This is a genomic window from Candidatus Polarisedimenticolaceae bacterium (genome assembly GCA_036275915.1).
GTDB lineage: Bacteria > Acidobacteriota > Polarisedimenticolia > Polarisedimenticolales > DASRJG01 > DASRJG01.
The window spans coordinates 62,427-77,162 of the sequence record DASUCV010000008.1 but is presented as its reverse complement, the minus strand read 5'-3'; the positions used below and the strand labels follow the sequence as shown (position 1 = coordinate 77,162).

The 14,736-nt window shown below is 67.8% G+C and carries 11 protein-coding genes; 7 read left to right on the top strand and 4 right to left on the bottom strand.

Annotated elements, in window-relative coordinates:
* Positions 1 to 57 precede the first annotated feature (57 nt).
* Positions 58 to 477: a DUF1801 domain-containing protein gene (locus tag VFV19_06860; protein HEX4824015.1), complete on the top strand. Its 420-nt coding sequence runs from the start codon at positions 58 to 60 to the stop codon at positions 475 to 477.
* Positions 478 to 487: 10 nt separating this feature from the next.
* Here VFV19_06860 and VFV19_06855 read toward each other — a convergent pair whose 3' ends face one another.
* Positions 488 to 1,120: a metallophosphoesterase gene (locus VFV19_06855; GenBank protein ID HEX4824014.1), complete on the bottom strand. Its 633-nt coding sequence runs from the start codon at positions 1,118 to 1,120 to the stop codon at positions 488 to 490.
* Positions 1,121 to 1,385: 265 nt separating this feature from the next.
* Between VFV19_06855 and VFV19_06850 the strand changes: the two genes are divergently transcribed.
* Positions 1,386 to 1,904 (top strand): hypothetical protein, encoded by a 519-nt coding sequence (locus tag VFV19_06850; GenBank protein ID HEX4824013.1) that lies wholly within the window; start codon positions 1,386 to 1,388, stop codon positions 1,902 to 1,904.
* Between the two features lie 13 nt (positions 1,905 to 1,917).
* Here the strand turns inward: VFV19_06850 and VFV19_06845 are convergent, their stop codons facing one another.
* Both VFV19_06845 and VFV19_06840 read right to left on the bottom strand, forming a co-directional pair.
* Positions 1,918 to 2,427 carry a TlpA disulfide reductase family protein gene (locus VFV19_06845; protein HEX4824012.1) on the bottom strand — a complete coding sequence of 170 codons (510 nt, stop codon included), beginning with the start codon at positions 2,425 to 2,427 and terminating at the stop codon, positions 1,918 to 1,920.
* Between the two features lie 89 nt (positions 2,428 to 2,516).
* On the bottom strand, positions 2,517 to 5,891 hold the full coding sequence (locus VFV19_06840) for a choice-of-anchor Q domain-containing protein (GenBank protein ID HEX4824011.1): 3,375 nt from the start codon (positions 5,889 to 5,891) through the stop codon (positions 2,517 to 2,519).
* Between the two features lie 114 nt (positions 5,892 to 6,005).
* On the opposite strand from VFV19_06840, the gene VFV19_06835 reads away from it, so the two are divergent.
* From VFV19_06835 to VFV19_06815, 5 genes are read left to right on the top strand one after another with little or no spacing between them, the layout of a single operon-like run.
* Positions 6,006 to 9,011, top strand: a complete 3,006-nt coding sequence (locus VFV19_06835) for a M20/M25/M40 family metallo-hydrolase (GenBank protein ID HEX4824010.1) — start codon at positions 6,006 to 6,008, stop codon at positions 9,009 to 9,011.
* A gap of 45 nt (positions 9,012 to 9,056) precedes the next feature.
* On the top strand, positions 9,057 to 9,683 hold the full coding sequence (locus VFV19_06830) for an aquaporin (protein ID HEX4824009.1): 627 nt from the start codon (positions 9,057 to 9,059) through the stop codon (positions 9,681 to 9,683).
* A 7-nt stretch (positions 9,684 to 9,690) separates the two neighbouring features.
* Positions 9,691 to 11,646, top strand: coding sequence for a tetratricopeptide repeat protein (locus VFV19_06825; GenBank protein HEX4824008.1), 1,956 nt, complete (start codon positions 9,691 to 9,693; stop codon positions 11,644 to 11,646).
* 46 nt (positions 11,647 to 11,692) lie between these two features.
* Positions 11,693 to 12,442, top strand: a complete 750-nt coding sequence (locus tag VFV19_06820; protein HEX4824007.1) for a hypothetical protein — start codon at positions 11,693 to 11,695, stop codon at positions 12,440 to 12,442.
* 11 nt (positions 12,443 to 12,453) lie between these two features.
* Positions 12,454 to 13,014 carry a hypothetical protein gene (locus VFV19_06815; protein HEX4824006.1) on the top strand — a complete coding sequence of 187 codons (561 nt, stop codon included), beginning with the start codon at positions 12,454 to 12,456 and terminating at the stop codon, positions 13,012 to 13,014.
* Positions 13,015 to 13,049: 35 nt separating this feature from the next.
* On the opposite strand, the gene VFV19_06810 is transcribed toward VFV19_06815, so the two are convergent.
* Complete coding sequence (locus VFV19_06810; protein HEX4824005.1) at positions 13,050 to 14,726, bottom strand: D-aminoacylase; 1,677 nt, start codon at positions 14,724 to 14,726, stop codon at positions 13,050 to 13,052.
* Between the last annotated feature and the right edge of the window lie 10 nt (positions 14,727 to 14,736).

Sequence of the window (14,736 nt, the reverse complement as noted above, 5' to 3'; positions counted from 1 at the left end):
TTCGGACGCTTGCGGCCATACCGTGGCAAGATCCGCGACCCACGGGAGGAGTCTGCCATGGCGACGGAGAACAAGACCAAAGCCACGGGCGCGAGCGTCGACGGCTACCTCGGCGCCATCAAGAGCGAGGAGAGGCAGAAGGATTGCCGCGCTCTCGCGAAGCTCATGACCAAGGCGACCGGCGAGAAGCCCAAAATGTGGGGCCCGAGCATCGTCGGCTTCGGCAGCTACCACTACAAGTACGACAGCGGCCGCGAGGGCGACTCGTGCCTGACCGGCTTCTCGTCGCGTGCTTCCGAGATCGCGATCTACCTCATGGCCGAGTTCCCGAAGCGCGAGCAGCTCCTCGCCAAGCTCGGCAAGCACAAGACGGCGAAAGGCTGCCTCTACATCAAGAAGATGGCCGACGTCGATCCCAAGGTTCTGGAGCAGCTCGTCGCCGGCACCCTTGCGCAGCGCAAGAAGAACCACGCGTAAGCGGGGACAGCTACCGAATTCTCGGACCGGACTCCTGGAGCGACTCCGCGTCCACTTCCACGCATTCCCCGATTCCGAGCGTCTGAAATTGAGTGCGTCCGACGCTATATCCGCGGCTGACGTGCCAATGCCCGAAATACCAGCGGAGGGGCTGATGCGCTTCGTACAGCTTTCCGAGTGCGATGGAAGTGCGATTCTCGACTAACTCACTGCCGAAGAGCCCTAGCTTGTCCGCCAACAGTAAGCGGGTGCATTGCGGTGGTCCGTCATGCGTCACGACGACGTCAGGCTTGAGAGCCGAATACGACTCGATCGCCTCGTTCGCCTTGTCGTCGGTCAACTCCTCTTCTGGCCACCAATCTCTTCCCGGCACGCGCCACTTGATGTCGATGCTCCAGGCCCCGCGCATGTAGAAGATCCCGCGCCATGTGCCGTAGTCGCCGAGGTAATGAAGCAACTTGACCAGCTCAGGGTAGTTGTCGTGATTTCCGCCGAGCACTTTGTGCTGAGTCGACGGCGTTTGCTGTAGATAGGTGAAATCATCCCCGCAATCGCCTAACTGCAGCGTGAACGGGTGCTCTCTCGTCAGGGTCAGGTGGCGCGTCGCATCTCCATGCAAGTCGCCGATCAACGCCGTCCGCACGATGCCTCCCGGTCATCCTGATGTGGGATGACCAAGGTCGCTAGGCTGCAAACGAAGTCTAACGCCCGTTCATCCGAGCTCCCGCCTCGATTAGACTTCCGCGGACGTTCTGGATGATCACATGAGCATCGACCCTCGAATCGCGGACCGCTTCCTCGCCGAGAACGGTTTTCCGCTCGAGCCTCGATTCGGACGAACAGGCCGCGAACGCGCTGCCGATGCAACTTCATCGGCGGGCATTGCAGCTGACTGGTCAACCGTTGTGATGAGACGCCGAGTATGGATTTTCGTCTGCGTCGCCGTTCTCGCGTCGAGACACGCCCTCTCGACCCCTCCCGGCCAGTGGCTCTACCGCTCCCTCGTCGGTGCGATCGTCGCGGTGAACGACGACGGCACGCTCTCGGTGCAGGTGGCCGAGGAGAAGATCGAGCTGAAGAGCGTCTACGGCCGCGGCGTCGTCGGCACCGGGCTCGCGACGCCGCTCGGAACGCGCACGTATCGTCTCGCCGGGACGGACGCAGGGCCCGAGCTGACCCTGACGCGCCTCCAGAGTCTGCGTGAGTGGCTCGTCGGCATGGAAGTTCGCATCGAGATCGGGCAGCCCTTCAGCGCGAACGATGCGCCCGAGCCGGTGCCGGCGGTGATCTTGAAGAAGCGCGACGACGCGGAGCTCAACGAGCTGTTCGTCCGCCGCGGTTTCGGCAACGTGAAGGTCGACGTGCCCGAGGCGATCGGCCCCAACGAGTGGACGAAGATCGTCGTCGCGGCGCAGACCAGGAAGTAGAGTCAGCGGTCCGCTACCACTTCACCTGCGAATCGTTGAACTCGGCGTCGATGAGACGCTTCAATTCCCCGTAGCTATCCGAGCCGGCGCCCTGAACGACGTGGATGAGGACGCCGTTCTTGATGAAGAGCTTCGTCGGGAAGGCGTGGGTCTCGAATGTGTCGAACCAGTGTTGATAGTCCGCGAATACCGGCCTGGTCGTCTTGAATTGCTTCGCGATCTTCGGAAGCTCCTTGGGCTTCCAGTCGCCCCACACGACACCGACGATGCGCACCCTGCCGCCGGCGTCGTAGTCGTGCTGCAGCCGGTCGAGGTCGGGAATCTCGTGGATGCATGGCTGACAGCCGATCGACCAGAAGTCGACGATGTACAGAACATCGGGCTGGTCGAGCGCGACGGTCGTCCCCGCGGCGTCGGAGAATCGAAGCGTCCCGACGGTGTCACCTACCTTGGGCGGCGCGGCGAACAGAGGAGCGTTCAACCCGAGCAAGAGTCCGGCGCATGCGAGGCACTTGAGATTCATGGCGAATCCTATGTTCCGCGCATTCTACCGCCGCGCGGACAGCTTCCGAAGCTCGAGTGTCGAGTTTCGGAAGCTGTCCCATCTTCTTACTAGTCTTCGATGACGACGGGGCTCGTGCCGCCGAGCGAGGTCGTCGGGATCGCGGTGTCGGGCGCGCCCGTCTGGGTGTCGAAGACCACGGCGCCGGTCGCCGCGTTCCAGATCTTCAGGCGGACCGCCGTCGGCCCGGCGCCGGTGCCGTCGAAGCTCAGCGTCGACAGCAGGAACTTGTACGTGCCGGCGCCGTTCACGGTCCCGTTGCCGCGAAGCTGCGCGCCCGGGTTCGCGATCGTCTGCGAGGTGAACCCGGAGGCGTGGAATTTGAACCCTTCGCGGTGAAGGTCGAGCTCGAGCTCGCCCCCCGCCGGTGACACGGTATGCGACGAGGTCGAGACGAAGGCCAGGCTGGCACGTTCGGCGAACGCCGGGTCGGCCGCGTAGGAGCCGGCGCGTACGTTAATCCAGCCACCTCCCGCGACGAAGTCGGCGGCGGGCGTGACGACGATCGCGGAGTCGAGACCGTCGACCGTCGTGCCGACGCCAACCTGTCCCGCGGCGTCGGTGAGCGTCATCTTGAGGGAGTAGACGCCGGGGATGGAGAGCACCGCGCTCCCGCTCACCGATCCCGTGCCGCTCGCGCCCGGTTCGGTGACCGCGCCCGAGACGCGGGCGCCGTCGAGCGTCCAGACAGCGCGGTGCGCCGTGCCGGCGCCGTCCGCGAAGCTGCCGCGCAGCTTCACGAGCGAGCCGGACACGAACGTGGCGCCGGTGACCGGAGAGGCGATGTCGTGCACGACCCGCTCGGTCGTCCCCTTGGTCGTCGCGTTCCGTGAGGCGTCGGTGCAGGTGACCGTCGTCGTGTAGGTGCGGCCGTTCCCGCGTCCCGACCGCTCCGCGCGGAGCTGCTCGTGGTGGGCATCCTGCACGACCCAGTCGGGCGCGGTATCGCCGTCGCCGAGCCCGCTCACCGGCTCGCTGCTCGTCACCGAGAGCGTGCACACCGTTCCCGGGCAATTGTCGGCCGCGGTGTAGCCGATCGTCTCGTCGCGCATCGCGTGGTTCGGCGGCCACAGCGCGGCCGGCGACGAGGTCGGCGTCGAGAGCGAGGGCGGCTCGACGTCGTCGACCTTCACCGTCTGGATCGCCGGGGTGAGAGACACGTTGCCGGAGGCGTCGGTCGCCGACCACGCGATCTGCGTGGTGCCGACGGGATACGCGGAGCCCAGCGAGCCGCCGTCGCCGCGCACGCCGCTCACCGTTGCGCCGGGACAGTTGTCGCTCACCGTCGCGGTCCCCGGATTCACGGCCGCCGAGCAGTTGCCCGGATCGTTCGGGACCTCCTTGCTCGGAGGTGCGGCGACCGTCGGGCGCTCGACGTCGTCGACCCTGATCTTGAACGAGCACGACCCCGCATCCGCGGTACAGCTCACCGTCGACGCGCCGACGGGGAAGCTCGATCCCGAGGTCGCGTCGCATGTCGGCGTGCAGCTCCCGTCGACCGTCGGGAGATCGAATCTCACGGCGGCGCTGCAGGCACCCGGATCGTTTCCGACCCGGATGTCCGATGGACAGCTCACGATGACGCACGCGCTCTCGAACGCGCCGATGTCGCAGTGGGCCGATTGCGGCCGTGGGACGCCGCGCTGGTCGAAGGGCGTGCAGTACGTGTCGTCCGCGGTGTCGAAGGCGGGGCTCGTCGCATCGATCGCCATCGTCGGCGTGCTCCCCGGGACGTTGAGCTGCAGCGGACCCAGCGCCGGATCATCCTGGCTCGCGAGCCCCGTGCAGCCGAAGTCGTCGACGATCAGATTCCCCGAGCCGTTGTAGACGACCGCCTGGTCGTTCGTGTCGAACGAGCATTCACGGGGACCGTTGCCGGCGACGATCGTGTTGCGCAGCTCGAAGGCGGCCGAAGCGTGGTCGCCATACACCGTGATCCCGGCGCGGTCCGCCGAGCTGTGGTTCAAGGCGACCGTCGAGTTCTTCACGACGAGCGAGCCGTTGCGCGAGAAGATCGCGCCCCCCGCGTCTTGTCCCCAGTGTCCGGTCCCGGACGCGTAGCCGTGCTGGACGCCGTTCCCCGTGAAGGTGCAATTCACGATCGTGACCGTGCCGCCGTCGTTGAAGATCGCGCCGCCGAGGGCGGCGCCGCCACCGCCGTCGTTCTGGTTTGCGTCCCCGCCGAAATCGCCGCGGGACCCCGGTCCACCCGCGATGTAGCCGCCGTGCGCCGCACCACCGCCGCCTCCGAACCCGCCGTTGCCGCCGCTCGGTCCGAAGCCGTCGAGGTTCGACTCGAACGTCGTTCCGCTCCCGCCGCCCCCGCCGAAGCCTGCGTCGCCGCCGTCGCTGCCGCTGTAACCGCCGCCGCCTCCTCCACCGCCGTAGGCGCCGCGGCCTCCGTTACCGGAGAAGGGGAACGTGCTGCGTCGCGACGCGCCGCCGCCTCCACCGCCGCCCGGACAGGCGGCGTCCGCGCCGTCGTCACCGCCGCTCAAGCTTCCGCTCGTCCCTCCAGGACCGCCGCACGTGAAACCGCCCTCGCCGCGACCGATCCCCGCGGGGCCGTTCTCGCCGGAGGTCACCGTTCCGCCTCCTCCTCCTCCCCCTCCTTCGCAGCCTGAGCCGGGACAGAGTCCGTCGATGCCGCCGCTGCCCCCGTTGCCGCGCGATCCGCCGCCACCTCCACCTCCCATGAAGGCGCCGGGGCCGTGGCCGGGGAACGCGCCGTTGCCGGAAAGGCCGCCACCGCCTCCTCCCGCAACTGTGTCGAAGTTCGTGCTGCCGTCGCCGCCGACCGCGCTGTTCCCTTCGAAAGTGCTGCTCTCGACGGTGAGGGTTCCACCATTGACGTAGATCGCGCCGCCGGCGCCCATCCCGCCGCCACCGCCGCCGGCGCCGTCACCGCCCTTCACCGCGAACCCCTTGATGTGCGCGTTGCGGATCGTGAGGTTGCCGGTGCCGATGACGCCTCGCGGGACCCCGCCGGGGCTGAGGTCGACCGTCGCGCTGCCGACGGCGAAGGCGCGGAACTTCCCGTTCCCCACGTGCTCGAACCGGACGCCGCCGGCTTCGATGACGATGTTCGTGAAGACGATCGGGGTCGCGGTGGGGCCCATGGAGTTGTGCGAGTCGCCGATGGGGCTCGACATCGGAATGACCGAACCCGCGGGAAGATCGAAGACGATCGTATCGTCGCCGTTGCCCGGCACGCACTCGGTCACGACGAAGTGATCCGGGTTCGCCGCATCGATCGCGAGGTCGACGTCGAAGTTCGCCGCCTCGATCGCCTCGGGCAGCGAGCAGTGGCCGTCTGTGCCGTCGATCGCCTGAGACGTCGTGTCGACGTGGATCGTGGCGGCGTGGGCCGGCCACGCGAGCGCGGCGCCGAAGAGGAGGATGCTGAAAGATCTTTGGATTCGCATGATCGGCCCCCGGGATTCGTTCGTGTGACGTTCATCCCAGTGGACGCAAACCGCGCCCAAATCCCTTCACGGGTGGAGTTCTCACGGTATATTCCGGGTTCCCCGGGGGGCTCCATGACGCGTTCGATTCGAAGCGTTCTCGTTCTCGGTCTGCTCGTCGCGGCCACCGGCGCGCGCGCGGCCGAGCCGCCAAAAATCACCATCGTGCCCGCGGGGAACGAGGCGATCCTTCGCTCGGAAGGGTTCGAAGTCTGGACGCGGCAGGCCGACTTCATCGTCGGTGCCGCGCCCGCCGCGGCGGTCGATCGACTGTCGTCCAAGGGCATCGTGCCGGTCGCGCAGTACGCCGACGACGGACAGTGGATGTACCTGCTCCACCATCGGCCCGGCTTCGTCGCGCCGGCCGCGCCGCACGCGAGGATCTTCGCGCTCACCCCCGAGATCGATCTCTACCTCTTCCCGGGCGACACCCAGGTCGAGCTGCCGAACGTCAAGCCGTTCGCCGGCTTCCAGGCGGTGCCGCGCGTGCCGCTGGCGCCGTTGCGAACGCACCCCGCCGATCTCGAGGCGGCGTCGAGCGCGAACCGTACGCCGGACGCGCCGAACCCGCTCGTGGCGCAGATCCTCGCGGCGACGAGCCAGGCGAACTGGTTCCAATTCGTGAAGGACATGTCCGGAGAGAACTCGGTCCTGATCGGCGGGCAGCCGTACACGATCATGACGCGCTGGTCCAACGCGATGTTCCCGCTGTCGGGCACGCCTCAGACGAACGCGCGCGCGACCGAGTACCTCGAAGACCGCGGCGCGGGGTGGGGTTACACCAGCCACCGCGAGACCTACACCTCGGCGCAGTCCGGCTGCAGTCAGAACCCGTGGCAGAACCTGATCTTCATCGTTCCGGGCCAGGTCGACTACGGGCAGCACCAGCAGGTGCTCTTCGTGAACCACTACGACACGATCTCGTTCTCGACGAGCGAGTCGCTGAGCTACGCCCCGGGCGCGGACGACGCGATCTCGGGCGGCGGCGCGCTCTTCGAGGCGATGCGGACGTTCAAGGACTACGGATTCAGGAACACGATCGTCTTCGCCTGGTTCTCCGGGGAAGAGGACGGGATCTGCGGCTCCGGCGCCTACGTGCGGCAGCACTCGACGATCGACATGTGGCGCGCCCTCAACATGGACCAGACGGCGTACGACGGCAACAACAACGGGCTGATGGACGTCTACAACTGGGATTCGTTCAACTCGCCGCTCAGCGTGCAGATGGGCGACACCTTCGTCCAGGCGAACTCCGACTACGGCAACATCATCCCCCCCGCGAACATCGTCCGCGACACGAGCAAGATGTGCCAGACCGACCACTGCCCCTTCTGGGACGTCGGTGTTCCCGCGATGGCGCTCTTGGAGGATCTCCACAACAACGACATCAACCCGTGCTTCGACCAGTCCCAAACGCCGACGTGCCACGACACCGTCACCCAGGTCGTCGGCGGGCAGCTCCTGTTCAACCCGAGCTTCTCGTGGCCGACCGAGAAGGCGGCGATCGCCCTGATCGCCACGCTTGCCCAGCCGCTCTACGCGTGCCCGCCCGCGCCGGCGCAGAACCCGGCGGCGACACCCGAGAACAACGCGGTCGCGCTCGCTTGGGACCCGGCGCCCGGCGTCACGAACTACGTCGTCGAGCGGTCCGACTCGTGCGCGGGGACGTTCAACGGGATCGCATCGGTCACGGGGACGTCGTACGAGGACGTCTCCGCGGTGAACGGCACGAGCTACGCCTACCGCATCCGGACCTGCCCGACGCAGGTGAGCGCGTGCGTCACGACGACACCCGCGGCGACACCGAGCGTCAAGTACCAGGACGGGAGCGCCGTCGTCGTCGCCGACTCCGGCGACCACGACAACATCCCCGACGACTGCGAGCTCGTCACGGCCCAGCTCACGCTCGTCAACGACGGCAACGTGCCGCTGAGCAACGTGCGGCTCCAGTCGCTCACGTCCTCGAGCCCGGTCGCGCGCATCGCCGCGGGCGTGCCTCAGCTGGTGCCCACGCTCGGCGTCGGCCAGACCGCCGTGCTCACGTTCAAGTTCTACGTCGGGCGCGACGGCACCTCGGCAGCGTGCGGCGACCCGCTCACCTTCACGGCGACCGCGCAATCGGACGAGGCGCCGCCGGCCTCGCGAAGCTTCACCCTGACCGCCGAGCGGTCGATCCAGAACGGCCCCTTGGCCTACGGCTTCGAGACCGATTACTCGGGCTGGACTGTCCCGATCGGTGCCGTCAACCGGCTGGCCGGCGGCGCGCCCGGCTCGACGGCCGTTTCGCTGCACTTCGGCAATTTCAACAACTACTGCGCCGCCGCTCTCTCGCCGATCATCAAGCCCGCCGCGGGCTCGACGATGACCGCCTGGGTGAACTACATCATCGAGAGCGGCGGCAACTACGACCGGGCGAACATGCGCGCGGTCGACGCCAAGACCGGGGAGAAGTTCATCCTGACGCCGACGCTCGTCCCCTACACGGCGGCCTTCCACAGGTGGCTGCTCCTCTGCGACGACATGGGGGGCGTCCCGGGGTGGAACGGAGGCAGCGGCACCTGGCAGCAGGCCAGCTTCGACCTTTCGGCTTACGCCGGCCGCGAGATTCGCATCGAGGCCCGCTACTCGACCGACTCGTCGGTTCTCGGCTCGCAGGGCTTCTGGATGGACAACGTCCAGATATCGAACGCGCAGCAGATCAACTGCGACGCCGCGAGCAACACCTGCTCCGCCCTTCCCGGCGAGGTGTCGCCGGCCGGCGATGCGATCCCGCTGACCATCAGCCCGTCTGGATCCGATCTCAATATCACGTTCGACACGCCCGCCGGGACGGCGGCGTTCTCCCTGTACGCAGGGTCGCTCGCGAGCCTGTCGCAGGGGATTTACGACCACGCGCCGCTGCCGAACGCCTGCAGCCTTCCCGATCCGGTGCCCGGAAGTACCTTGGTGACGCTCCCATCGGCGTCGGTGCCGGACAATTCGTACATCCTCGCCGTCGCGCGGAACGCGGCGGGCGAGGGCCGTTACGGGGTCAGGAGCGACGGCTCCGACGTGCCGCTGTCGCTTTCCGCCTGCCCCTGATCGGGATCGGCTAGAATCCGCCCCCGACCATAAAGGGGGTAGCGGATGAACAAGTATCTGACCGAGTTCATCGGGACGTTCTTCCTCGTCCTGACGATCGGTTGCACCGTTCTGTCGCGAGGCACGGGCATCATGCCTCCGCTCGCGATCGGTGCTGTCCTCATGGTGATGGTCTATGCCGGCGGTCACATCTCCGGCGCCCACTACAATCCCGCGGTGACGCTCGGCGTCTGGATCCGCGGCCGTTGCCCCACGACCGATCTCGCGCCGTACTGGCTCGCGCAGATCATCGGTGCGTTCGTGGCGTCCTTCGCGGTGAGATACCTCGTCGGCGCGTCGCCCGACACGTCGTTCGTGCCCCACACCGGGCCGGCGTTCCTCGCGGAGTTCCTCTTCGCCTTCGCGCTCGTGTACGTCGTGCTCAACGTCGCGACGGCACGGTCCGCCGCCGGCAATTCGTACTACGGACTCGCGATCGGCTTCACCGTCATGGCCGGCGCCTTTTCGATCGGCCCCATTTCCGGCGGCGCCATGAACCCTGCGGTCGCGATCGGCGCGTCCGCGATGCATCTCATCGATGCCGGCAGCGTCTGGATCCACATCGTCGCCGACATGCTCGCCGGCGCCGTCGCGGCGCTCACGTTCAAGTTCTTCAACCCGGACGACAAGTAGGCGTGCGGTGAGCCGCGGCCTCCGCCACGGTCTGATCCTGACCGTGACGATGGCCGCGGCGGCCTGCCGTCACGCCTCGCCTCCGCTGACGTTCGTCGGCCGCTCGTCCTGCGAGGGCTGTCACGCCGCGGAAGCCGCGCGCTGGCGCGGCTCCCACCATGACCGCGCGATGCAGGTCGCGGGCCCGGACACGGTCCTCGGCGACTTCGACGGTGCCACCTTCACGCACTTCGGCGTCACCACGACGTTTCTGAAGAAAGAAGGCAAGTTCGTCGCTCGCACCGACGGCCCCGACGGCGCGCTCCACGACTACGAGATCGCGTACACCTTCGGCGTCGACCCGCTGCAGCAGTACTTGATCCGGTTCCCGGACGGACGGATCCAGGCGCTCAACGTCTGCTGGGACACGCGCTCGCGGCGCTGGTTCCACCTCTATCCGAACGAGCCGGTCCCGCACGACGACATCCTTCACTGGACGGGGATCTACCAGAACTGGAACGACATGTGCGCGGAGTGCCATTCGACCGGCGTCGTGAAGGGTTACGATCGAGCGAAGGATACGTTCCAGACGACGTTCTCCGAGATCGACGTGTCGTGCGAGGCGTGTCACGGGCCCGGCTCGCGCCACGTCGCGCTCAAAGGGAACGGCGGGCTCGTGGTGACGCTCCAGGATCCGGCGACGTGGATCATGGATGCGACGACCGGCATCGCGAAGCGATCGCAGCCACGAGCGTTGCACACCGAAGTGGAGGCGTGCGGCCGCTGCCACGCGCGGCGCGGCGTCGTGAGCCGCGATTACGTCTACGGCCGGCCGCTCATGGACACGCACCGCGTCTCGCTTCTCACGCCGGGAACGTACTACGCCGACGGTCAGATCCAGGACGAGGACTACGAATACGGCTCGTTCTCGCAGAGCAAGATGTATGCGGCCGGGGTGACCTGCACCGATTGTCACGATCCGCACACCTCGAAGACCCTTCCCGGCAACGGCGCGTGCGCGAAGTGCCACGACCCGGCGCGGTTCGACGTGCCGGCGCACCATCACCACGCCGCCGGCAGCACATGCACCTCGTGCCACATGCCGACGACGACCTACATGGTCGTTCATGCGCGGCACGACCACGGCTTCAAGGTGCCGCGCCCCGACCTCTCTGCGAAGACCGGTGCGCCGAATGTGTGCGCGCGTTGCCATCCGGACCAGCCGTCACGTTGGTGGTGGCGCCCGAAGCCGCCGCACTGGAGCGAGACGATCGCGGGGGGGCGCGCCGATCCCATGGCGGCGGCGCCGGCCTTGGCGGCGCTGATCGGCGACGGGACGCAGCCGGCGATCGTCCGCGCGACGGCGCTGACCTTGACGCGCGACGTCCGGGTCGAAGCGGCGGCGCTCGCCGATCGCGATCCGCTCGTGCGCGATGCGGCGGTCCTCACGCTCGCCGAGGCGCCGCCCGCGACCCGCGGGCCACTCTTGGCACCCCTCGCCTCCGATCCGATCCGGACGGTGCGCATCGACGCGGGGCGCGCCCTGGTCGGCACTCCCGACGCGCCGCGAGGCGCCTCGGCCCTCGAGGAGTGGAAGCGCTCGCAGCAGGATGAAGCGGACAGGCCGGAGGCTCACCTCAACCTCTGCGCCCTCGATGAGGAGCTCGGCGATCTCGACGCCGCCGATCGCGAATGCCGTGCGGCGATCCGCATCACGCCCCGGAGCCCGGCGGGCTATGTCAACCTCGCCGACGTCCACCGCGCGGCGGGCCGCGAGGCGGACGTCGATGCGACGCTCCGTGCCGGCCTCGCCGTCGCGCCCGACTCCGCGGCGCTGTGGCACGCGCTCGGGCTCGCGCTCGTCCGCCAGCGCCGGCCGGAAGAAGCGCTCGAGGCGCTCCACAAGGCGACCCAGCTCGAGCCGGGGGACGCGCGGTTCGCCGAGGTGTATCGGATCGCGAAGTCGGAGCTCTCGTCCCCTTGACGCCTCGCTTGCGACTCGGATAGGGTCCCGCCAAGCGAGGGTGCTCATGAGAACAAAGCTCCGTCAGCTCGGCGTGGTCCTCGGTTGTGTGCTCGTGGCGGCCGCTGCGCCGTGTCGCGCGCAGCAGGCACCGGCTGCCGCGCCACCCGATGGCTGGCAATTCCAGGTCACCCCTTACGTCTGGCTGGTCGGCATCGACGGCAACATCAAGATCGGCAGGCTCGGCTCGGGCGGCGGCGAGACGAGCTTCTCGGATGTCTGGAGCGATCTGCACTTCGCGTGGATGGGCGCGTTCGAGGCACGGCACGGCCGGTGGGGCGCTCTCGTGGACACGTTCTACGCCGATCTCTCCATCGGTACGTCGGACGCGAGCGTCGACATCAAAGATCAGTTCTACACGGCGCTCGCGAGCTATCGCGCCTACGACGGGCCGGTCAAGGTCGACGTCCTCCTCGGGCCGCGCTACACCCACGTCGACGCCGATCTCACGTTGACGACCGGCATCTTGGCCGGCCGCAACGCTTCTACGGCGATCGACTGGTGGGATGCGATCGGGGGGGCCCGGGTCGGGTGGCAGTCGTCCTCGGGTTGGCTCGTCACGGGTTACGGCGACCTCGGGGGCGGAGGCGATGACCGGTTCACGTGGCAGGTCCTGGCCGCGGGCGGCTACCGGTTCAAAAAGCTGACCACGCTGAGCTTTGGTTACCGCTACTTGAGCATCGACTACGACGATGGGAGGATCGTCTACCACATCACGATGGCCGGGCCGTTTGTAGGAGTAGGATTCCGTTTTTGAGGAGGTGGATGATGAAGCGCGTACTCTCTGCGGTCATTCTCATCACGATCGCCTTGCCGTCCGCGGGATGGGCTCAGACAGCGGAACCGACGGGTCAGAAGACGCTCGCCGCCACCGTCGGCGTTTACGCCTTCCCGTCGAAGGGGCAGGACGCCTCCCAGCAATCCCAGGACGAAGCCGCGTGCTACCAGGCCGCCGTCAAGCAGACCGGCGTCGATCCGTTCCAGGTTCAAAAGCAGGCCGAGGCTCAAGCCCAGCAGAACGCGGCCGCCCAGCAGCAGGCGGCGCAGGCGGGTAAGGGCGCCGGCGTGGCGGGCGCGGCCAAGGGCGCTGCCGCCGGCGCGGTGATCGGCGAGGTCGCGAGCGACGACGCGGGCAAAGGCGCAGCGATCGGCGCGACGGCGGGCGCCGTCGCCGGCCGCCGCAAGAAGAAGCAGGCTCAAGCGCAGGCGCAGCAGCAGGTCGAGCAGCAGGCGCAAGCTCAGGCCCAAGCGAACGAAAGTCAGATCACCGCGTTCAAGAAGTCATTCTCGGCGTGCCTCGAGTCCAAGAACTACGTGGTGAAGCACTGAGAAGAAGTCGACAGTTAACAGTCAACAGTTAACAGTTAACTTCCCGCCCAGCCCGGCCCCCGCACCACACGCCCTGGTTTGGCTCCGGTGTGGCTGCCGTTCTTCAGGACCTGCACCCCGTTGACGAAGACGTCGCGCACGCCGGTCGCGTACTGCCGCGGCTTGTCGAACGTGGCGTGGTCGGCAACCTTCGCGGGATCGAAGACGACGACGTCCGCGAAGCAGCCGGCGGCCAGACAGCCGCGATCCTTCAGCTTCCAGTTCTCGGCGGGGAGGCCCGTCAGGCGGCGGATCGCGTCGGGGAGCGCGAGCGCTTTCTCGTCGCGCACGTAGTGGCCGAGGACACGGGCGAAGTTTCCGTAGGCGCGCGGGTGCGTGCTCGATTTCAGGAAGACCCCCGCGGGCGCCGACGACTCCGCGTCGGAGCCGAAGGCGACCCAAGGCTCGGCGATCTCGAGCTTCAGGTTGTCCTCGCTCATCAGGAAGTAGACGGTCTCGATGCGCGTGTGGTCCTCGATGACGAGGTCGATCATCGTGTCTTCCGCCGAGGTGCCGCGCATCTTCATGACCTGGGCGAGAGTCTTGCCGGTCAGCGGCTTGAGCCGCTCGGTCTTGAAGCCGGTGAAGAGCACGTTGTCGGCGGATCCCGCCTGGAGCCACAGATTTTCCCACGTGTCGGCCGGGGTGCGCATCTCCCCGATCACGCGCGCGCGGACGGCGGGATCCCTCAGGCGATTCACCCACGCATCGAGGCCGCCCTCCTGGACCCACGGCGGCATCGCGGCGTCGAGGCCGGTCGCGCCCGCGAGGTAGGTGTACATGTTCGCGCTGATCGAGACGCCGTCCTTCCGGGCGGCCTCGATCTTCGCGAGCACGCCCTTCATCTTCGGCCAGTTCGCGCGGCCGGCGGCCTTCAGGTGATAGATCTCGCCGTGCACGCCGGCCGCACGCGCGATGCCGATCGTCTCGTCGACCGCTTCGTCGAGACGGTTGGCCTCGCTGCGCATGTGGGCGATGTAGCCGCCGCCCGATTCTCCCGCGGTCTTGGCGAGCGCGAGCAGCTCCGGCGTCTTCGCGTAGAAGCCGGGAGCGTAGATGAGCGCGGCGCCGATGCCGAGGGCGCCCTCCTTCATCGACGCGCGGACGAGAGCCTCCATGCGCGCCAGCTCGTCCGCGGTCGGCTCGCGATCGGCGTAACCCAGCTCGTGGATGCGGAGAGTCGTGGCGCCGACCATGCTCGCGACGTTCGGCGAGATGCCGCGCTTGACGAGCTGGTCCAGGTACTCGCCGAGCGTCGTCCACGTGATGTCGTACTTGATGTCGCCCTGCTGCTCCTTCATCTCCTTCTTCATGGAGTCGGTCAGGGGCCCCATCGACCAGCCTTCGCCCATGACCTCGAGGGTGACCCCTTGCTTCAGGTCGCTCATCGAGCGTCCGTCGACCATCAGGGAATCCGTCGCCCACGAGAGCATGTTGACGAATCCCGGTGCGACAGCGAGCCCCTTCGCGTCGACGACACGCGCGGCCGCGGCGGCCGACAGATCGCCGACGGCGACGATCCGATCCCCCTTGATTCCCACGTCGGCCTTGCGCCCCGGGGCGCCCGTGCCGTCATAGACCGTTCCGCCCTTCACGACGAGGTCGAAACGATCTGCGGCGAACGCCGGCGCGAGGCAGCACCCGACGAGGAAGGCGTTCCGGACCCAGCGCATCGGCGAAGTC